Raw genomic sequence first — 19,111 nt, 5'->3', positions numbered from 1 at the left:
CTGCCCGTTCGATAGAATTACGCGACCGGGGTCAATCCGGCCCGGAACCGACGCGCGTTTTCCTGATAATGCAGGGCGCTCATCGTCAGGCGCTGGATTGCGTCGGCGTCCAGTTCACGCACCACCTTGCCGGGGCTGCCCATGACCAGACTGCCATCGGGGATTTCCTTGCCCTCGGTGATCAGGGCATTTGCACCGATCAGGCAGTTTTTACCGATCTTGGCGCCGTTCAGAATAGTCGCCCCCATGCCAATCAGAGTGTTATCGCCGATGGTGCAGCCATGCAGCATGGCCTTGTGGCCGATGGTGCAGTTCACACCAATCGTCAACGGATAGCCCATATCGGTGTGCATCACGGTGTTTTCCTGCACATTCGATCCGGTCCCGATTGCGATCACCTCGTTATCGCCGCGCAACGTGGCGCCAAACCAGACCGACGCCCCTTCGCCCAGCACCACATCGCCAATCACATTGGCATCGGGCGCCACCCAGAAATCACCGTTTTCCGGGGTTTGCGGGGATTTACCATCCAAAGCGTACAGGGTCATTTCAAGTCCTCGAATTCGGTTTGCAATTTGCGCACATGATCCACCAGCGCGGGCTGTTGCACCCGGCGCAGACGTGTGGCGCTGACGATAGTTTTCAATTCTGCGGCGGTCTTGTCCAGATCGTCATTGATCAGCACATAATCGTAGCTGCCCCAATGGCTGATCTCGTCCCAGCTTTTGGCCATGCGCCCGGCAATCACCTCGGCGCTGTCCTGCCCGCGCGACACCAGACGCCGGTGCAATTCAGTGATCGACGGCGGCAGGATAAAGATCGAAAGCGTATGCGCCCCAAGCGACGAATTGCGGATTTGCTGCGCCCCCTGCCAGTCAATATCGAACAGCACATCACGCCCGCTTTCTATCGCCTGCTGGATCGGCCCCTTGGGCGAACCATAGTAATTCCCGAACACCCGTGCATGTTCCAGCATGTCGTCCTGATCCACGGCAGCGCGGAAATCGTCCTGCGTCATGAAATGGTAATGCTGCCCGTTCACCTCGCCGGGGCGCGGGTCGCGGGTGGTCGCGGATACCGAGAAACTGATTTCAGGATCCCAGTCGCGCAGGCGGCCCGTCAGCGTGGATTTCCCAGCCCCCGAGGGCGAGGACAGAATGATCAAAAGACCGCGGCGGGGAATTGGCTGTGTCATTGGGTTATTCAACATTCTGGACCTGTTCGCGCATCTGGTCGATGACGGTTTTCAATTCCAGCCCCACGCGGGTCAGGTCGGTATTTTGGGATTTGGAACACAGCGTATTAGCTTCGCGGTTGAACTCCTGCATCAGGAAATCCAGCTTACGGCCCACCGGCCCGGTTTGCGCCAGCAATTCGCGGGCGGCATCAATATGGGCGGTCAGACGGTCCAGTTCCTCGGTCACATCGGATTTCACGGCGATCATCGCCAATTCCTGTGCGATCCGCTGTTCATCCGCATCTGTATGGGTCAGCACCCGTTCCAACGCGGCCCGCAGGCTGCGATCCATATCGTCCTTGCGGGTCACTACCGCAGTATGGGCGGCCTGAACCAATGCGGCAATCTGATCGGTCTGACGGGTCAGAATATCCTGCAACGCCCGCCCTTCGGACGCCCGCATATCCAGAAACTTTGCCAGAACGGTTTGAAAATCGGCCACCAGCGTCTTTTGCAGCGCGGTTGTGTCATCGTCGGCGCTGCGGGTTTCCACAACGCCGCGCAACCCCAACAAATCGGCCGCATTGGCAGGTGTCAGCGACAGCCCCGCAGCGATGGCGCGGTCTTCTATCTGCTTCATGGCCTCCAGCGCTGCCTCCAGCGCGGATTCGTTCAGGGTCAGCGTTCCGGCGGTGTCATCACGCGACAATCGAAGCGACAGCGTGACACTGCCCCGCCCCAGTGATTTACCCAGAACCCCGCGCAGGGCCGTTTCCAGCCCTTCGATCCAGTCCGGCACCCGCAGGCGCAAATCCAGCCCCTTGGCATTCACCGACCGCAATTCCCACGCCCATGAAAAGGGCGCGCGCTCTCCGGTGCCCGAGGCAAATCCGGTCATTGATCTGATCAAGGCAGTCTCCTTCTTCTGGCGGCCCCTTATGGAACAGGCTGCGCTATGCCCTATGCCATTTTGACCACCGGGGGCAAGCCGAAGCACCACGCCCCGCCCCTTGCTATCCCCCAAGGGGTTAACCATTTGCCTCGATTTCGACTGCAATTTTTATCAATCCGGTTAAGTTAACACTTGGGTAAGCTTTGAATGTGAAACCTATGTAAACGAATGGTTTCAGGTCAAAGCGGGGGGACACGAAAAACCTGGGGTGGTTTGTCATGGTATTTGGTGGAAATAAAACCCACCGGGGGCGCGGCCCTTTTGGTGGAAATGTGATCGGGATCGGGGCGCATCTGATGCAGGGCGGTTTCCCGCAAATATCCGAGGTCGAGGCCTATTGGACCGCGCTAAAAGGCTCGCGTCAGGTGCCGGAGCGGCTGGAAATCGACCCGCGCGGAATCGAAGGCGCGCTATCCCATGCCTTTCTTGTGGAACGGATTGCGCCGGGTATCGCGCGGCTGCGGCTGGCCGGATCGCATCTGAACGACCTGATGGGCATGGATGTGCGCGGAATGCCCTTGTCGGCCCTGATCGCCCCACAAAACCGTGGCCGCTTTGCCGACTATCTGGAACAGGTGTTCAGCGCCCCGGCGCGGCTGATCATGGACCTGTCCGCAGAACGGGCGCTTGGCAAACCTAAATGTCAGGCGCGGTTGATCATCCTGCCGCTGACCGACCGTGACAATCGGATCACGCAGGCGCTTGGGTGTCTGTGTACCCAAGGCTGCATCGGTCGCGCCCCGCGCCGCTTTGTCATGGCGGCCCAAAATCTGCACCCGCTCTCCGGTGCGGTGCCGCTTCCCCGTGCAACGCCCAACCAGATATACAGCATGGCGGAACCGCCGCAGCCCTTTGACCAACCGGACCAGCGCCACCCGAACCGCACGGCCCGGCACCCGTATCTGCGCTTGGTTCAGCCCGAAGGGTGAGCGCCCCTTGCGTTTCATCTTGCCAAAAATACTCAATGCCGAACCTTGCGCCCCGCGTCCCGGTCCAAGGTGAAGCACAAACAAAAAACGCGCCCGGATGGGGCGCGTTTTCTATATTCGGCACGGTTGCAGGATCAGACGGCTTCGGCCTGCTTTTCCTGCCGCATCGCCGACAATTCTTCGGCCACCAGAAACGCCAGTTCCAGCGATTGCGAGGCATTCAGACGCGGATCGCAAGCGGTATGATACCGATCCGACAGGTTTTCTTCGGTCACGGCACGGACGCCGCCGGTGCATTCGGTCACGTCCTGCCCGGTCATTTCAAAATGCACACCGCCGGGGATCGTGCCTTCGGCGCGGTGGATCGCAAAGAATTCCTGCACCTCGCGCAGCACGGATTCAAACGGGCGGGTTTTATAGCCCGTAGCCGATTTGATCGTGTTGCCGTGCATCGGATCACAAGACCAGACCACATTCGCGCCTTCTTCCTGAACCGCCTTGATCAGGCGCGGCAGGTGTTCCCCCACCTTGCCCGCGCCAAACCGCGCGATCAGGGTCAGGCGACCGGCCTCGTTCGTTGGGTTCAGCTTGTTCAGCAGCACCTTCAGATCTTCGGCGGTTGTGGTCGGCCCACATTTCAGACCAATCGGGTTCAGCACCCCACGCAGGAATTCCACATGCGCCCCGTCAGGCTGACGGGTACGGTCGCCGATCCACAGCATATGCCCGGACCCGGCCAGCCATTTTCCACTGGTGGAATCCAGACGCGTCAGCGCCTCTTCGTATTCCAGCAGCAACGCCTCGTGGCTGGTATAGAAATCCACGGTTTGCAGCGAATGGTTCGACGCGCTGTCAACGCCTGCGGCCTTCATGAAATCCAGCGTATCGGAAATCCGGTTCGCCATTTCGCGATACTTGGTAGCTTTTTCGCTTTCGGTGAATCCCAGCGTCCATTGGTGAACCTGATGCACGTCCGCATAGCCGCCGGTCGAAAACGCCCGCAGCAGGTTCAGCGTCGCCGCTGATTGGGTATAGGCCTGCAACATCTTGGCCGGATCGGGAATACGCGCCTTGGCATTGAAATCCAGCTCGTTGATGATGTCACCGCGATAGCTGGGCAGTTCCAGCCCATCCACCGTTTCCATTGGGGCTGAACGCGGCTTAGCGAACTGGCCTGCCATCCGGCCCACCTTGACCACCGGCACCTTGGCGCCAAAGGTCAGCACCATCGCCATTTGCAGCATCACCTTGAAGGTGTCGCGGATCGCGTTGGCGCTGAACTGGTCGAAGCTTTCGGCGCAATCGCCGCCCTGCAACAAGAACGCCTCGCCCCGCGACGCGGCCCCAAGCGCTTTTTTCAGCTTGCGTGCTTCCCCGGCAAAGACCAGAGGCGGATATTTGGAAAGCTGCGCCTCAACAGTGTTCAGGGCTGCCGCATCCGTATAGTCGGGCATCTGAACCCTGGGCTTGGCGCGCCAATCGGTTTTTTGCCACTCACTCATCGTTCCACTCCGGTTGGTCTTGTGTTTCAGGTGGCTATCTATACAGAATCACAAAGGGCTAGGCCATACGCAAAAACGGACTTCTTTTTACGACATTGGTCCGTCGCGTTCAGCGGCTCTTGAAGGGGACGCGCAAACCTGATCAAGTATCCGCCAGTTTGCAGAAAGACCCCTCGTCATGGAAGACAACCGCCAAATCGTGGATGTGACACCGCAACCGGGTAAACCGCGCCGGTTCGTCTTTGTTTTGTTGCCGCAATTTACCCTGCTCAGCTTTGCCTCGGCGTTGGACAGCCTGCGCATTGCCAACCGCATGGCCGGGCGGGAACTGTACACATGGAAACTGATCGGCGAAGGCGGTGACATGATCCAATGTTCCGCCGGAACCGAATTCAAACTGGATGACGATCTGGTGGATCTTCTGCGCGATGATACCGTGCTGATCTGCGGCGGCATCCATGTTCAGAAAGCCACCACCAAACGGTTGATTTCATGGATGCGCCGCGAAGCCCGCAAAGGGCTGATGATGGGCGGCCTGTGTACCGCCACCTATACGCTGGCCAAGGCCGGGTTGTTGGATGGCAAACGCGCCACGATCCACTGGGAAAATCAGGATAGCTTTGCCGAAGAATTCGACGAGGTGGACCTGACGAAATCGGTTTTCGTGGTGGATGGGAACCGTTTCAGCACAGCGGGCGGTACGTCGTCGATTGACCTGATGCTGAATTTCATCGCGGATGATTATGGCCCGGAATTGGCCAATGCGGTCGCGGATCAGCAGATTTACAGTTCGATCCGCACCGATCAGGACACCCAGCGCCTGAGCGTCCCCACCCGGATCGGGGTACGGCACCCCAAACTGGGTCAGGTCATTCAGAAAATGGAAGCCTATATCGAAGAACCGATCAGCCCCGCCACGCTGGCGCAAGAGGTGGGCATGTCCACCCGTCAGTTGGAACGTCTGTTCCGGCGCTACCTGAACCGCTCTCCCAAACGCTATTATATGGAACTGCGGCTGCAAAAGGCGCGCAACCTGTTGATGCAAACGGATATGAGCGTCATCAATGTGGCACTGGCCTGCGGTTTTGCCAGCCCGTCGCATTTTTCAAAATGCTATCGCGCACATTACAGCACGACCCCTTATCGTGAACGCGGCAGCCACGGTGCCAAGCCAGAAAGCTGAACGCCACACACAGGCGGCGGGCGTAGTCTTCTGCCCCGCCCCAAATGCATTAGCCTTACCAACAGCGAAGGTTCATGCACCGAAACGGAAAGCGGCCTTGCGTTTCATCTTGCCAAAAATACGCATGACGCCCTCCAAGGCACAGCCAAAGGCCAAGGCGGCACAACCCGCTTTGCCCCGCGCTGATCCGGCCGTCGACAAGCAGAATCGCCCCCGGAAAACCTTGACAGCCAGACGGTCGCAGGCCCGCTCTGCCCTTACGTCAGCTTTGGGCGCCAAAATCGGCAATGGCTTTGGCGGCCCCATCCAAACCACAGCATTACGCCCTCCTCACCTTTATGCGGCAAGCATTTTCCCCTTGAAAATATGGCTTCTTTCTTGGTTTTTCTTGCGCTTTTCCCGATTAGACCGCAGTCTGAAAATATCGAATGTCCCGGACATCCCCCCGCGCCCCTGACAGCGCTCGAAGGCACTTTTCTTTTTGAAAAGCCGCGGATAGGGTTCAGACCGGACCTTTGTTCCAACACTTGGGAGATAGTTATGAAAAAGTTTCTGATGGCCTCGGTTGCGACGGCCCTGATGGCAGGCCCGGCTTTGGCCAACGAAGTTAAACTGGGCGTGATTCTGGGCTTCACCGGCCCAATCGAATCGCTGACCCCGGCCATGGCCGCAGGTGGCGAACTGGCCATGGCGGAAGTATCCGCCAGCGGTAAACTGCTGGGTGGTGCAACCGTAACCCCCGTGCGCGCGGATTCGACCTGCGTTGACTCCGGCGCTGCCGCTGCTGCTGCCGAACGTCTGATTACCTCGGAAGGTGTCAAAGGCATCATGGGCGCGGATTGTTCGGGCGTGACCGGCGCGGTTCTGGCCAATGTGGCCGTGCCGAATGGCATGGTGATGATTTCGCCCTCTGCGACCTCTCCGGCGCTGTCCAGCGTCGAAGATAACGGCCTGTTTTTCCGCACCGCCCCGTCGGATGCGCGTCAGGGTCAGGTTCTGACCGAGGTTCTGATTGAACGCGGGATCAAATCGGTTGCGCTGACCTATACCAACAACGACTATGGCAAGGGTCTGGCCGACAGCTTTGCCGCTGCTTACGAAGCCGCAGGCGGCAAAGTCACCACCACCGCCGCACATGAAGATGGCAAAGCCGACTATTCCGCCGAAGTGGGCGCACTGGCCTCGGCTGGTGGCGATGCGCTGGTTGTGGCCGGTTACGTCGATCAGGGCGGCGCAGGCATCATCCGCGCTTCGCTGGATACCGGCGCATTTGACATGTTCGTCATGCCCGACGGCATGATCGGTTCGGCGCTGGAAACCAATTTCGGCGCGGATATTGATGGCTCGATCGGCACCGTTCCCGGCACCGAAAGCGAAGGCGCGGCCATGATGGCGGACATCGTCAAAGCGGCAGGCATCGAAAACGGTGACGGCCCCTATGTCGGTGAATCCTATGACGCTGCGGCCCTGATCCTGTTGGCCATGCAGGCGGCTGGTTCGATGGAACCGGGCGACTACAAAGGCAAAATCATGGATGTGGCCAACGCACCCGGTGAAAAAATCTATCCCGGCCAACTGGGCAAGGCGCTGGAAATTCTGGCCGCTGGCGGTGACGTTGACTATGTCGGCGCAACCGCAGTGGAAATGATCGGCGGCGGCGAAGCGGCTGGTGGTTATCGCGAAATCGAACTGAAAGACGGTAAGATCACCACGGTGAAATACCGCTAAGTCAGGCTTGACGCCACTGAACAGCCCGGCCATGTGCCGGGCTGTTTCCATAAGACAGCGCGAAAATGCGCATATAGACGGGGGATGCCTATGATTGTCGTCGAGGACGTTCATAAGCACTTTGGCGGGTTCCATGCCGTAGATGGCGCCTCGCTGACCATTCAACAGGGATCAATCACCGGGTTGATCGGGCCAAACGGCGCCGGGAAAACCACCCTGTTCAACGTAATTGCCGGGGTTTTGCCGCCCACATCGGGCCGCATCACCATGCAGGGCGAAGACATTACCGGCCTGCCGCCGCATGAGTTGTTTCACAAGGGGCTGCTGCGCACCTTCCAGATTGCGCATGAATTCAGTTCCATGACCTGCCGCGAAAACCTGATGATGGTGCCGGGCGGGCAATCGGGGGAAACCCTGTGGAACACTTGGTTCGGGCGCAAACGCATCGCGGACGAAGAACGCGCCCTGCGCGCCAAGGCGGACGAGGTTCTGGAATTCCTGACCATCGAACATATCGCCGATCTGAAGGCGGGCGAGGTATCGGGCGGGCAGAAAAAACTGCTGGAACTGGGCCGCACCATGATGGTGGATGCCAAGATCGTGTTTCTGGACGAGGTGGGTGCAGGTGTGAACCGCACGCTGCTGTACACCATCGCCGACGCGATCAAACAGTTGAACACCGAACGCGGCTATACCTTTGTGGTGATCGAACATGACATGGATTTCATCGACAAGATTTGTGATCCGGTGATCTGCATGGCCGAAGGCAAGGTTCTGGCCGAGGGCACACTGGCGGAAATCAAGGCCAACGAACAAGTGATCGAGGCCTATTTGGGCACCGGACTGAAAAACAAAGATAAGGTGGGTGCGTGATGAGCGGTAATCCCTATCAGGACGATCACGGCAATCACGATGCCTCGATCACCAATCGCAGCGGCGGCGGGCATATGGATTCTGCTCCCGGATCGGCTGCGAAGATGCACACGGGCGACGCTTTCCTGATCGGGGACAGCATGACCGGCGGCTATGGCAAAACCGGCCCCGATATTCTGCACAATTGCACCATCGCCGTGAACAAGGGCGAAATCGCGGTGATCGTCGGTCCCAACGGCGCTGGCAAATCCACCGCGATGAAGGCCACCTTTGGGATGCTGAACCTGCGTCAGGGCGCGGTGCGGCTGGACGGCGAAGACATCACCGACCTGTCGCCACAGGATCGCGTGGTCAAGGGCATGGGCTTCGTGCCGCAGACCAGCAATATCTTCACCTCGATGACGGTCGAGGAAAATCTGGAAATGGGTGCCTTTATCCGGCGCGACGATTACCGCGATACGATGGCACAGGTGTATGACCTGTTCCCGATCCTCAAGGAAAAGCGGCGGCAGGCGGCGGGCGAATTGTCCGGCGGGCAGCGTCAACAGGTGGCCGTGGGCCGCGCCCTGATGACCCAGCCCAAGGTGCTGCTGCTGGATGAACCCACGGCAGGCGTGTCCCCGATCGTCATGGATGAGCTGTTTGATCGCATCATCGAAGTGGCGCGGACCGGCATTTCCATCCTGATGGTGGAACAAAACGCCCGGCAAGCGCTGGAAATCGCGGACAAGGGGTATGTTCTGGTGCAAGGGGCGAATGCCCATACCGGCACCGGCAAGGATCTTCTGGCCGATCCCGAAGTCCGCCAATCGTTCTTGGGGGGCTGAGGATATGGATTTGCTCAACGCCTTTGTGGCGCTTTCGAATTTCGTGCTGGTCCCGGCCATCGCCTATGGCAGCCAATTGGCGCTTGGGGCGCTGGGGGTCACGCTGATCTATGGTATCCTGCGCTTTTCAAACTTTGCGCATGGGGACACGATGGCCTTTGGCACCATGGTTGTGGTGCTGGTGACATGGCTGTTTCAAAGCTGGGGTATCTCGCTGGGTCCGTTGCCCACCGCGCTGCTGGCCCTGCCCTTTGGGATTGCGGGCTGTGCGGCGCTTGTGCTGCTGACGGATCGCACGGTCTATCGGTTCTATCGCGCCCAAAAGGCCAAGCCAGTCATTCTGGTGATCGTGTCTATGGGCGTGATGTTCATCATGAACGCGCTGGTGCGCATCATTTTGGGGACCAATGAACAGAATTTCGCGGATGGGGAACGGTTTATCATCGGCGCGCGCGAATTCAAGAAACTGACCGGGCTTAACGAAGGTCTGGCCATCAAAACCACGCAAGGCATCACCGTAATCACCGCCGTGATCGTTGTTGCGCTGCTGTTTTGGTTCCTGAACCGCACCCGCACCGGCAAATCTATGCGAGCTTATTCGGATAACGAGGATCTGGCGCTGTTGTCGGGCATTGATCCTGAACGGGTGGTGGTCATCACATGGGTGATCGTAGCCGCGCTGGCCACCGTGGCCGGTACGCTGTACGGGCTGGATAAAAGCTATAAGCCCTTCACCTATTTCCTGCTGTTGCTGCCGATCTTTGCCTCGGCCATCGTGGGCGGTTTGGGCAACCCGCTGGGGGCCATTGCTGGCGGTTTTGTCATCGCCTTTTCCGAAGTGACAGTGACCTATGCGTGGAAAAAGGTGCTGGGCTATCTGATGCCGGAAAGTCTGGAACCGGATGGGTTGGTGCAACTGATGTCCACTGATTATAAATTCGCGGTCAGCTTTGCGATCCTGCTGGTGGTGCTGCTGTTTAAGCCCACGGGTCTGTTCAAGGGGAAATCGGTATGAGCGATACAACCAGAAAAATCGGTCTGTTTGCCCTTGTCGGGGCGCTGATCGTGCTGACCGGACTTATGCAAAGCTGGAACTCGGCCTTGCAGATTCTGAACATGGGACTGATCAGCGCCATCATGGCGCTGGGGGTGAACCTGCAATGGGGCTTTGCCGGGTTGTTTAACGTCGGCGTCATGGGGTTCGTCGCACTGGGCGGGCTGGCCACGGTTCTTGTCGCCACCGATCCCGTCCCCGAGGCATGGAAAGCAGGCGGCCCCGGCATCCTGATTGCCCTGCTGATGGGGGCTGGCACCATTGTGCTGGCCAGCGCAGCTTACAGAAAACTACCCAAAGGCGCGGTACGCACATTGGCGCTTCTGGCAATCCTGATCGTGGGCTTTCTGGCCTACCGCTGGGTGTTTGATCCGTCGGTCGAAGCGGTCGAAGCCATAAACCCCGCCGCACAGGGCAATCTGGGTGGTCTGGGCCTGCCTGTGTTGCTGGCGTGGCCGGTTGGCGGTGTTCTGGCTGCCGGGGCCGCGTGGATCATCGGCAAAACCGCCCTTGGCCTGCGCAGCGATTATCTGGCGATTGCCACGCTGGGCATTGCTGAAATCATCATCGCCATCATGAAGAACGAGGATTGGCTGGCCCGTGGCGTGAAAAACGTGATCGGCCTGCCCCGCCCGGTTCCCTATGAGATTGATTTGCAGGAAAGCGCCAGTTTCGTGGAAAAAGCCACATCGCTGGGGCTGGACCCGACCACGGCGTCAACGCTGTGGGTCAAGGGGCTGTATGCGGTGCTGTTTACCGTGGTGCTGCTGGTGATCCTGTGGATGGCCCAGATGGCGCTGCATTCGCCCTGGGGCCGGATGATGCGGGCGATCCGCGATAACGAAACCGCCGCCGAGGCAATGGGCAAGGATGTCACCCGCCGCCACCTGCAAATCTTCATCCTTGGTTCTGCCGTTTGCGGGATTGCCGGGGCAATGATGACCACGCTGGACGGGCAATTGACCCCCGGCACCTATCAACCGCTGCGCTTTACCTTCCTGATCTGGGTGATGGTGATCGTCGGCGGGTCCGGCAACAATCTGGGCGCGGTTCTGGGTGGTTTCCTGATTTGGTTCCTGTGGGTACAGGTAGAACCGATTGGCCTGTGGCTGATGGAACTGATCACCAGCGGTATGGCAGACGGGGCGCTGAAAACGCATCTTCTGGACAGCGCCGCGCATATGCGCCTGCTGACGATGGGATTGGTATTGCTACTGGTGCTGCGCTTCAGCCCACGCGGCCTGATCCCCGAAAAATAACCCCATGACCCGGCCCAGTGGTCGGGTCAGCAGCACATCAAAAAAGGCGCAGCCACCTGTGGGCCGCGCCTTTCGTTTGAAACACCGTCGAAACGCCTACAGGCCGTAGATGTCGCGGAATTTCTGATCCAGATAGGACAGCAACGGGGCTTCGGACGGGGCAGTGCCGCAGGCCCGCGTGATCACGTCGCGCGGTTCATACAGCCCGCCATGCACCTGCACCTTATCCCGCAGCCAATCCGTTGCCGGGGTGGTATCGCCCCGCGCCAAGGCCGCATCCAGATCGGGCACATCGTTCCGTAATGCCTGATGCAGACACCCTGCATACACATTCCCCAAACTATAGGTCGGGAAATAGCCAAACAGCCCCACGGACCAATGCACATCCTGCAAACACCCGTGCGAGGCTTTGTCTACCGCAAACCCGAAATCTGCGGCGAACCGATCGTTCCACGCGGTTTCCAGATCACGCACCGCCAAATCACCGGCAATCAGCGCCCGTTCCAGATCAAACCGCAGCATGACATGCAGGTTATATTGCACCTCGTCCGCCTCGGTCCGGATGAACCCGTTTTGCAGACGGTTCACAGCACGATAAAACGCATCTTCATCCGCGATCCCGAATTCGCCAAAAGCATCACGCATCTGGCCATATAGCCACCCGGTAAACGCCCGCGAGCGCCCAAGCTGGTTTTCATAAATCCGCGATTGCGATTCATGCACGCCCATCGACACACCGCCCCCCAGCGGAGTCAGCAAATACGCGCGGTCGATATTCTGCTCGTAACAGGCATGGCCGACTTCGTGGATCGTGGAATAAAAGCAATTGAACGGATCGGTCGGATTGGTCCGCGTGGTGATCCGCACATCCAGACCGGACCCGGAACTAAACGGATGCACGGCCTTGTCCACCCGGCCATGCGTGAAATCATAGCCAAAGGTTTTCGCCAGCTTCCGCGTCAGTTTCATCTGGGCCGGTTCATCAAACGTACCCTGAACCCCTTCGGGGGCCGGTTGCGACAGCGCCGCCGCCCGCAAACCCACCAGACCGGGGCGTAGGGCGGTAAACATGGCCTCCAGATCCGCGGCTTTTGCACCGGGCTCGTAATCGTCCAACAGCGCGTCATACAGATCGCCGCCATCGGCCAAGGCGGCGGCCTCCTCGCGCTTTAACGTCACGATCTGTTCCAGCACCGGGACAAAGGCCGCGAAATCGTCAGCCGCCCGCGCCTCGGCCCATTGGCCTTGCGCCCGGCTGGTCAGCCGCGCCAGATCCTCGGCCAGCTTTGCCGGGATTTTCGCCGTCCGCTCATAGGACCGGCGGATATGCCGGATCTGTGCCTTGCCCACGGCATCCAGCGCCGTTTCATCCACCGCAGACAGCCAATCACCAACCTGCGGGTCCACCCGGCGGGCGTGCAGAACCGTTTCCATCGCGGCCATTTCTTCGGCGCGCTGTTCGGCGGCACCGCGCGGCATGGTGGTTTCCTGATCCCAGCCCAACCGCCCGGACACCTGCGCCAAGGCCTGTGTCTGCCGCGTAAATCCCATCAACTCGTTAAATGCACTCATTTCCCTGCTCCACGAATAGAGGTTGCAACCGGATAGCCGCTCAGGAACCGCGCCCGCAGGATCAGCACCCAAACCACAACCGCCAATACCTGATGCACGATCGCCACTTGCCACGGCGCGGCGGTCAGAACCGTGTAAATCCCCAGACAGACCTGCGCCAACAGCGCAATAAACGCCGCGTTAAACGCCGCCCGCGTCCCCGCATGGGCGGATTTGCGACCTTTGACAAAGACCATGATCCCAAAAGCCAGCAGCAGATACCCCACACAACGGTGAATGAATTGCACCAAACCGGGGTTTTCAAAGAAGTTCTTCCAGACAGGTTCCAGCATGAACGGATCAGGCGGAAACACCTGCCCGCCCATCAGCGGCCAATCGGTATAGGACCGTCCCGCATCAATCCCCGCCACCAAGGCCCCAAGCAGGATTTGCACGAATGCCAGATGCAGCCAGCCCGTCGACAGCCCCCACAGCTTACCCTCGCGGCCACGGCGGGCCTGCATCAGGTCACGTTCCTCGCGGCCCAGCAGGAATACATACCACGCGATAAAGCCCAGAATAACAAAGGCCAGCCCCAGATGGGTCGCAAGCCGATAGCTGGCAACATCCAGCATTGTTCCCTTCAGCCCGGAGCTGACCATCCACCAGCCCACAGCGCCCTGCGCACCGCCCAAGGCACCGATCCAGATCAGCCGCCCGGTCCAGCCCACAGGGATAGCCCGCGCCACCAGAAAGCCAAGGAACCCAACCGCCCAGATCAGCCCGATCACCCGGCCCAATTGGCGATGTCCCCATTCCCACCAATAGATCGCTTTGAAATCCGAAAGCTCCATCCATTTGTTTTGGATCTGAAACTCGGGGATGGCTTTGTATTTCTCGAACTCGGCAGTCCAGTCCGCTTCGGTCATCGGCGGCATGGCCCCGGTCAGAGGTTTCCATTCGGTGATGGACAGCCCGCTGTCGGTCAGCCGGGTCAGCCCGCCCACGGCGATCATCACCATGACCAGCGCAAACAGCACCATCAGCCAGGCGCGAATACCGCGACGCGCACCGCGCTTGCCCTTGTCGATCACCCCGCCCGCGGGTGCCTGACGCCCGGTCTGGGGCGCGGCCCCGACCTCTTCGAAAATGCTGCGCTTTCCGCTCATCTTCCCTGCCTTTTATCGTGTCCTGCCAAACCTAAGGCCCAAACCTAGGGCGCGGCGCGCCCGCCGTCCAGAACCGCCCGGCCCTAGCCGCGCTCTTTCCAGCGCACCATTTGCCGCAGGATACCATGCAGCATCTGCACATCGCTGCGCGTCAACGGCATTCGGCTCCATAGATTGCGCAGAACGATTTTCATACCCTCGGCCTTTTCTGGCGGGAAAAAGAACCCCGCCTCGTCCAATCGGCCTTCGTAATGTTCGGATAGCTTCTCCACCTCGATCACGCTGGCCCATTCCGATCCGGCCAGTTCCACCACTTCGGGGATCACCTGCACCGATTGCCGTTGCCATTCATAGGCTGTCAACAGCACGCATTGCGCCAGATTCAGGCTGGCAAATTCGGGGTTCACGGGCACCGAAATGATGGCATTTGCCCGCGCGATGTCTTCGTTTTCCAGCCCCGCGCGTTCCGGCCCGAACATCACCGCCACTTTTTCCCCGGCGGCAATTTTTTCGCGGGCGATTTCCATAGCGCGTTGCGGGCTGACCACCGGCTTTGTAAGCCCCCGCGCCCGTGCGGTTGTGGCAAAGACATAGGAACAATCGCCTACGGATTCGGCCACGCTGTCATAAATCACTGCCTCGTCCAGCAAGCGCCCGGCACCGCTGGCCATTGCCACGGCTTTTTCGTTCGGCCACCCATCGCGCGGGCTGACCACGCGCATCCGGTCCAGCCCGAAATTCCACATCGCACGCGCTGCCCCGCCGATATTTTCACCCATTTGCGGGCGCACCAGAACAAAAGCAGGCTGAGGGGTTCCGCTTGGCATTCGCTGTCTCCATACTTTTCCCCGCAGGCTGATACGCCAGCCCTGCCCCTATTTCCACCCCCGCTTTCATCTTGCTATAAATACTCATGGCGCAACACAGGCCACTGACGCACCGCGCCCCATTTCCAAACCGGATTTTCCGCGCTATATCGCCCCGAACCATCACCGCAGGAGTCCGCCATGTCCGAGATCGAGCAGCCGCAGATTTATCTCATCACTCCGCCCGAATTTGAATTGTCGGACTTTCCCACCCGGTTGGCCGGTGTGCTGGACAGCCATGAAATTGCCTGTGTCCGGCTGGCGCTGTCCACCCGCGACGAGGACCGCTTGTTGCGGGCGGGCGATGCCCTGCGCGAGGTATGCCACGCCCGCGACGTGGCAATCGTGATCGACAGCCATATCCTGTTGGTGGAACGTCTGGGGCTGGATGGTGTCCACCTGACGGACGGCGCGCGGTCCCTACGCAAAACCCGCAAGGAACTGGGCGACGATGCCATTGTCGGCGCGTTTTGCGGATCGTCCCGCCATGACGGGATGAGCGCCGCGGAATCCGGGGCCGATTACGTCGCCTTTGGGCCGGTTGGGAAAACCCCGCTGTTTGACGGCACCGTCGCAGAATACGACCTGTTTGAATGGTGGTCCCAGATGATCGAGGTTCCCGTGGTCGCCGAAGGAGCGCTTTCGGTCGATCTGATCCGGCAATTGTCCCCCGTCACCGATTTCTTTGGGATTGGTCAGGAAATCTGGGCGTCTGACGCACCCGAAAAAATACTGGCAGACCTGAAAGCCGCCTTTGCCTGATTGGGCTTAGCCCTGCTGCATTCCCCGCAAGACAGCGCGCGCGGCCCGTAATCCGGGGGCCTCGCCGCCCTTGCCCAGTCGTGCCATTGTCAATTGCATCGCAGCCTGTTGTTGTTCGGGATCGGACAGAACGGCCAGAACAGCCTGCGCAATTGCATCCGGCTGACAGTGCTTTCCGATAAATTCCGGCACGGTGCGCGTTTCAGACACCAGATTGACCAATGTCACCGTATCCACCTTCAGCATCCGGCTGATGATCTGACGCGACAGCCAGCTCATGTCATAGGCGATCACCATCGGCGTATCGCTGGCTGCCAATTCCAAAGATACCGTGCCAGACGCCGCAAGCGCCACATCGGCAGCCGCGAAACATGCTGCCTTTTCAGACAGATAGGCATCTTTGTTTTGATTAATTGGGCTAAGGATCAGCGGCTTCACAGGCCAGTCTTTCACCTGCTCCTGCACCAGTTCGGTGACATTTGCGGTGGTGGGAATAACCAATCTCAGATCCGGGCGGGCCGTCAGAACCGCCTGCACCGCCCGACCGAAAATGGGGGTCAGGCGCGAAACCTCGCCCTGACGAGACCCCGGCAACACCATCAAAAGCGGCTTATCCCCGATCCCATGCAGGGCGCGAAAAGCGTCCGCCTCTGTCTGCGTGGCAATGCGTTCGGCGACCACGGGATGCCCAACGAAATCGCATTCCATCCCGGCCGCTTCCATATACGGGGGTTCAAACGGAAACAGCGCCAGCACATGATCAATCACCTTAGCCATTTTCGCCGCCCGTCCAGACCGCCATGCCCAGACGGTAGGCGCGACGTAATGCACGGTTCTGATTTGAGATTTTGCTTTCACCCTTCGCGCCACGCGCAGGCAAAAATCAGGACTGTCGATGGTGATCAACACATCGGGGTTGATCTGCACCACAGCTTCGGCGGTTTCATTTATCCGCCGCATCAGGTGGCGGTATTTCGGTAAAATTTCCGCAATCCCCATAACAGACAGTTCATCCATCGGAAAGCGGCTTTGCAATCCTTCGGCTTCCATCAACGGGCCACCAACGCCGAAAAATTCGACCTCGGTCAGGGATTTCAGGCCCGCCATCAATGCCGCGCCCAGCTTATCCCCCGATGCTTCACCCGCAATCAGGAACACCCGGATCACAGCACACGCCCCATGATGAAAACACCAGCATTTTCAGCGGCTTCTATGGTGTTTTGACGATCAAGGATCAAAACACCCCCGGCCTGTAGCACGATCCCCTCCAGCCCCGCAGCGGCAGCATTCCGCACCGTTTCCGGCCCAATGGCGGGCATGTCCACGCGCAAATCCTGCCCGCGTTTCGGGGCTTTGACGAACACGCCTTTTGCATTACGCCGCAACGGTTTCGGCGTATCCGCCACGAACCGCAGCAAGGCATCGGTCCCCTGAATGGTTTCTATTCCCAGACACAGGCCACCGGCCACAACGCAGCCTTGCCCCACATCCACAGGAGCCAACGCATTCAGAATATCCGCCCCCCGGTCCGCATCCGTCAACGCCGCTTCAGATGGGGCTGGTCCGGCGAAAACACCTTCTGCAACGGTCAGTTGCGGCGCGATTTCATGGGCGCCGCGGACGGTAAATCCCTGTTCCTCGAATATCTGGATCACCAGACGCAACAGCGCGTCATCACCGCCCTGCATCGCAGACAGCAGGCGTGGCGCCAGCGCCATCATAACCGGATCAAATGCCGCAGGATCCAACGGGGGCCGCGACATTGATCCGGCAAATACAACGTCTGACACCCCTTCGGATTTCAGATCAGAAAACAACTCACCCAGTTTTTCAAAGTGATGTTCGTGGGTTACATTGCAAAGCTGATGTGGAACACCCGCAAAGCTGATGCACAGCGCATCCGGCGCGGCCACAGCCAACGCGGCGGGCAGCGCACCGCCCCCCGCCAATATCGCCAGACGTCCGGTCATTTCGGTGTCAGGAAAGACCGATCACTGGAACCAGTCACAAACTCGACAATCTGGCGCACATAATCGCTTTGGGTATCATCCCCCAAAGCGCGGGCGCGATCCTGAAATGCCCCGTCGCCCGAGGCCAGTCGCTTCAACGCATCCCGCAGCGCAGAAATATCCGCCCGCGCGACGCCGCGACGCTTCAGTCCAACCAGATTCAACCCATCCAGTTCCCCGCGCGGGGCCTGCACCAGACCATAAGGGATCACATCGGCCGTGACCATCGTCACCGCGCCAATGATAGCACCCTGCCCGATCCGTACCCATTGGTGAACGCCAGACAGCCCGCCGATGATCACATCATCCCCAACCTGACAATGCCCGGCCAAAGCCGCGTTATTCACCACGATCACACGATCCCCAAGGATCACGTCATGGGCAATGTGACAGCCCGCCATGAACAGCCCGTCATCGCCCACCTTGGTCAATCCGCCGCCGCCTTCGGTGCCGGTGTTCATGGTGACATGTTCGCGGATACGGTTACGTTTCCCGATGCTCAGGCGGGTTTCTTCGCCGTTGAACTTCAAATCCTGCGGAATTTCCCCGATCACGGCAAAGGGAAAAATAACAGTGTCGTCCCCCACCTCGGTTCGGCCAGTGATAACGACATGGCTTTTCAGCTCAACCCGATCGCCCAGAACCACATTCGGCCCCACGATACAAAACGGGCCGATCTTCACGCCCTCGCCCAGCACGGCACCGGGATCGACAATCGAAGACGGGTGAATATCAACGCTCATGCGCGTCACTCCTGCCCCAGATCCATCATGGCGGTAAATTCAGCCTCGGCGGCCATTTCGCCTTCGACCGTGGCCACCCCCGAGAATTTCCAGACCTTGCCGCCGGGTTTGCCGCGCGTGGTGGTGACGTTCAGTTCCAGCACATCACCGGGCACGACCATGCGGCGGAACTTGGCCTTGTCGATGGCCATGAAGTAAACCAGCATGTTTTTGTCGGCCATATCCAGCGCGGTCCCCACCATGATTGCAGCGGTTTGCGCCATTGCCTCGATGATGGTCACGCCGGGCATAATCGGCTTTCCGGGGAAATGCCCCTGAAAATGCGGTTCGTTCATGGTGACATTTTTGATGCCGCGACCGGACTTAATCCCGTCAATATCCACCACCTTGTCCACCAACAGGAACGGGTAACGATGTGGAATGATCCGCTGGATCAAGGCGATATCCGCGCTCAAAAGCTGCTCTGACATGGCGTGGTCCTTTCTTTTCCTTGGCTTTCCAGTACCAACACCAGCAGGTCTGGGCAA

Annotated in this window: 19 protein-coding genes; 8 read left to right on the top strand and 11 right to left on the bottom strand. The window is 59.3% G+C overall.

All coding sequences use genetic code 11. From position 1 onward, the window contains the following. Window positions 1–17: 17 nt before the first annotated feature. From FN828_RS05740 to FN828_RS05730, 3 genes are read right to left on the bottom strand one after another with little or no spacing between them, the layout of a single operon-like run. Entirely contained in the window at window positions 18–548 is a 531-nt protein-coding gene (locus FN828_RS05740; RefSeq protein WP_142492436.1) for a gamma carbonic anhydrase family protein, read from the bottom strand. Further along, window positions 545–1,195 (bottom strand): guanylate kinase, encoded by a 651-nt coding sequence (gene gmk / locus FN828_RS05735; protein ID WP_142492435.1) that lies wholly within the window; start codon window positions 1,193–1,195, stop codon window positions 545–547. Before gmk ends, FN828_RS05740 begins: the two co-directional genes overlap by 4 nt. Before the next feature lie 4 nt (window positions 1,196–1,199). Further along, window positions 1,200–2,087, bottom strand: a complete 888-nt coding sequence (locus FN828_RS05730) for a YicC/YloC family endoribonuclease (RefSeq protein WP_142492434.1) — start codon at window positions 2,085–2,087, stop codon at window positions 1,200–1,202. Between the two features lie 260 nt (window positions 2,088–2,347). On the opposite strand from FN828_RS05730, the gene FN828_RS05725 reads away from it, so the two are divergent. Beyond that, a complete protein-coding gene (locus tag FN828_RS05725; protein ID WP_235891410.1) occupies window positions 2,348–3,058 on the top strand; it encodes a PAS domain-containing protein in 711 nt (236 codons plus the stop codon). Window positions 3,059–3,192: 134 nt separating this feature from the next. On the opposite strand, the gene FN828_RS05720 is transcribed toward FN828_RS05725, so the two are convergent. Further along, window positions 3,193–4,560, bottom strand: coding sequence for a class II 3-deoxy-7-phosphoheptulonate synthase (locus tag FN828_RS05720; RefSeq protein WP_142492433.1), 1,368 nt, complete (start codon window positions 4,558–4,560; stop codon window positions 3,193–3,195). 178 nt (window positions 4,561–4,738) lie between these two features. On the opposite strand from FN828_RS05720, the gene FN828_RS05715 reads away from it, so the two are divergent. The 6 genes from FN828_RS05715 (at window position 4,739) to FN828_RS05690 (ending at window position 11,484) form a co-directional block, all read left to right on the top strand. Then, complete coding sequence (locus FN828_RS05715) at window positions 4,739–5,743, top strand: GlxA family transcriptional regulator (protein ID WP_142492432.1); 1,005 nt, start codon at window positions 4,739–4,741, stop codon at window positions 5,741–5,743. 540 nt (window positions 5,744–6,283) lie between these two features. Continuing rightward, window positions 6,284–7,471, top strand: coding sequence for an ABC transporter substrate-binding protein (locus tag FN828_RS05710; protein WP_142492431.1), 1,188 nt, complete (start codon window positions 6,284–6,286; stop codon window positions 7,469–7,471). A 90-nt stretch (window positions 7,472–7,561) separates the two neighbouring features. After that, window positions 7,562–8,344, top strand: a complete 783-nt coding sequence (locus tag FN828_RS05705) for an ABC transporter ATP-binding protein (RefSeq protein ID WP_142492430.1) — start codon at window positions 7,562–7,564, stop codon at window positions 8,342–8,344. After that, a complete protein-coding gene (locus FN828_RS05700) occupies window positions 8,344–9,171 on the top strand; it encodes an ABC transporter ATP-binding protein (protein WP_185958941.1) in 828 nt (275 codons plus the stop codon). The genes FN828_RS05705 and FN828_RS05700 overlap by 1 nt, the downstream gene beginning before the upstream one ends. Window positions 9,172–9,175: 4 nt before the next feature. Next, complete coding sequence (locus FN828_RS05695) at window positions 9,176–10,186, top strand: branched-chain amino acid ABC transporter permease (RefSeq protein WP_142492429.1); 1,011 nt, start codon at window positions 9,176–9,178, stop codon at window positions 10,184–10,186. Continuing rightward, complete coding sequence (locus FN828_RS05690; protein ID WP_142492428.1) at window positions 10,183–11,484, top strand: branched-chain amino acid ABC transporter permease; 1,302 nt, start codon at window positions 10,183–10,185, stop codon at window positions 11,482–11,484. The genes FN828_RS05695 and FN828_RS05690 overlap by 4 nt, the downstream gene beginning before the upstream one ends. A gap of 96 nt (window positions 11,485–11,580) precedes the next feature. On the opposite strand, the gene FN828_RS05685 is transcribed toward FN828_RS05690, so the two are convergent. The 3 genes from FN828_RS05685 to FN828_RS05675 form a co-directional block, all read right to left on the bottom strand. After that, window positions 11,581–13,056 carry a carboxypeptidase M32 gene (locus FN828_RS05685; protein ID WP_142492427.1) on the bottom strand — a complete coding sequence of 492 codons (1,476 nt, stop codon included), beginning with the start codon at window positions 13,054–13,056 and terminating at the stop codon, window positions 11,581–11,583. Then, a complete protein-coding gene (gene ctaA / locus FN828_RS05680; protein WP_142492426.1) occupies window positions 13,053–14,204 on the bottom strand; it encodes a heme A synthase in 1,152 nt (383 codons plus the stop codon). Before ctaA ends, FN828_RS05685 begins: the two co-directional genes overlap by 4 nt. Before the next feature lie 83 nt (window positions 14,205–14,287). Further along, window positions 14,288–15,031, bottom strand: coding sequence for an RNA methyltransferase (locus tag FN828_RS05675; protein ID WP_142492425.1), 744 nt, complete (start codon window positions 15,029–15,031; stop codon window positions 14,288–14,290). Window positions 15,032–15,211: 180 nt separating this feature from the next. Between FN828_RS05675 and FN828_RS05670 the strand changes: the two genes are divergently transcribed. After that, the gene (locus tag FN828_RS05670) at window positions 15,212–15,832 is read left to right on the top strand and encodes a thiamine phosphate synthase (RefSeq protein ID WP_142492424.1); all 621 of its coding nucleotides are present in this window, start codon (window positions 15,212–15,214) and stop codon (window positions 15,830–15,832) included. Window positions 15,833–15,838: 6 nt separating this feature from the next. On the opposite strand, the gene lpxB is transcribed toward FN828_RS05670, so the two are convergent. From lpxB to fabZ, 4 genes are read right to left on the bottom strand one after another with little or no spacing between them, the layout of a single operon-like run. Continuing rightward, window positions 15,839–16,996 carry a lipid-A-disaccharide synthase gene (lpxB, locus tag FN828_RS05665; protein WP_142492482.1) on the bottom strand — a complete coding sequence of 386 codons (1,158 nt, stop codon included), beginning with the start codon at window positions 16,994–16,996 and terminating at the stop codon, window positions 15,839–15,841. Beyond that, window positions 16,996–17,802, bottom strand: coding sequence for an LpxI family protein (locus FN828_RS05660; protein ID WP_142492423.1), 807 nt, complete (start codon window positions 17,800–17,802; stop codon window positions 16,996–16,998). Before FN828_RS05660 ends, lpxB begins: the two co-directional genes overlap by 1 nt. After that, window positions 17,799–18,584: an acyl-ACP--UDP-N-acetylglucosamine O-acyltransferase gene (lpxA, locus tag FN828_RS05655; protein ID WP_142492422.1), complete on the bottom strand. Its 786-nt coding sequence runs from the start codon at window positions 18,582–18,584 to the stop codon at window positions 17,799–17,801. The genes FN828_RS05660 and lpxA overlap by 4 nt, the downstream gene beginning before the upstream one ends. A gap of 5 nt (window positions 18,585–18,589) precedes the next feature. After that, complete coding sequence (fabZ, locus tag FN828_RS05650) at window positions 18,590–19,054, bottom strand: 3-hydroxyacyl-ACP dehydratase FabZ (protein ID WP_142492421.1); 465 nt, start codon at window positions 19,052–19,054, stop codon at window positions 18,590–18,592. Window positions 19,055–19,111: the final 57 nt, after the last annotated feature.

This window comes from Thalassovita litoralis (assembly GCF_900182725.1).
Taxonomy (GTDB): Bacteria; Pseudomonadota; Alphaproteobacteria; order Rhodobacterales; family Rhodobacteraceae; genus Thalassobius; species Thalassobius litoralis.
The sequence above is the reverse complement of the archived record's forward strand: the minus strand, read 5'-3'. Positions and strand labels throughout refer to the sequence as shown.

Excerpts from the sequence above, each read along its gene's own strand:
- lpxA (WP_142492422.1), bottom strand. The coding sequence starts at position 18,584 with ATGAGCGTTGATATTCACCCGTCTTCGATTGTCGATCCCGGTGCCGTG.
- FN828_RS05685 (WP_142492427.1), bottom strand. The coding sequence starts at position 13,056 with ATGAGTGCATTTAACGAGTTGATGGGATTTACGCGGCAGACACAGGCC.
- FN828_RS05710 (WP_142492431.1), top strand. The coding sequence starts at position 6,284 with ATGAAAAAGTTTCTGATGGCCTCGGTTGCGACGGCCCTGATGGCAGGC.
- FN828_RS05670 (WP_142492424.1), top strand. The coding sequence starts at position 15,212 with ATGTCCGAGATCGAGCAGCCGCAGATTTATCTCATCACTCCGCCCGAA.
- ctaA (WP_142492426.1), bottom strand. The coding sequence starts at position 14,204 with ATGAGCGGAAAGCGCAGCATTTTCGAAGAGGTCGGGGCCGCGCCCCAG.
- FN828_RS05675 (WP_142492425.1), bottom strand. The coding sequence starts at position 15,031 with ATGCCAAGCGGAACCCCTCAGCCTGCTTTTGTTCTGGTGCGCCCGCAA.
- fabZ (WP_142492421.1), bottom strand. The coding sequence starts at position 19,054 with ATGTCAGAGCAGCTTTTGAGCGCGGATATCGCCTTGATCCAGCGGATC.
- FN828_RS05720 (WP_142492433.1), bottom strand. The coding sequence starts at position 4,560 with ATGAGTGAGTGGCAAAAAACCGATTGGCGCGCCAAGCCCAGGGTTCAG.
- FN828_RS05690 (WP_142492428.1), top strand. The coding sequence starts at position 10,183 with ATGAGCGATACAACCAGAAAAATCGGTCTGTTTGCCCTTGTCGGGGCG.
- FN828_RS05660 (WP_142492423.1), bottom strand. The coding sequence starts at position 17,802 with ATGACCGGACGTCTGGCGATATTGGCGGGGGGCGGTGCGCTGCCCGCC.
- FN828_RS05740 (WP_142492436.1), bottom strand. The coding sequence starts at position 548 with ATGACCCTGTACGCTTTGGATGGTAAATCCCCGCAAACCCCGGAAAAC.
- FN828_RS05700 (WP_185958941.1), top strand. The coding sequence starts at position 8,344 with ATGAGCGGTAATCCCTATCAGGACGATCACGGCAATCACGATGCCTCG.
- gmk (WP_142492435.1), bottom strand. The coding sequence starts at position 1,195 with ATGACACAGCCAATTCCCCGCCGCGGTCTTTTGATCATTCTGTCCTCG.
- FN828_RS05725 (WP_235891410.1), top strand. The coding sequence starts at position 2,348 with ATGGTATTTGGTGGAAATAAAACCCACCGGGGGCGCGGCCCTTTTGGT.
- FN828_RS05695 (WP_142492429.1), top strand. The coding sequence starts at position 9,176 with ATGGATTTGCTCAACGCCTTTGTGGCGCTTTCGAATTTCGTGCTGGTC.
- FN828_RS05715 (WP_142492432.1), top strand. The coding sequence starts at position 4,739 with ATGGAAGACAACCGCCAAATCGTGGATGTGACACCGCAACCGGGTAAA.
- FN828_RS05705 (WP_142492430.1), top strand. The coding sequence starts at position 7,562 with ATGATTGTCGTCGAGGACGTTCATAAGCACTTTGGCGGGTTCCATGCC.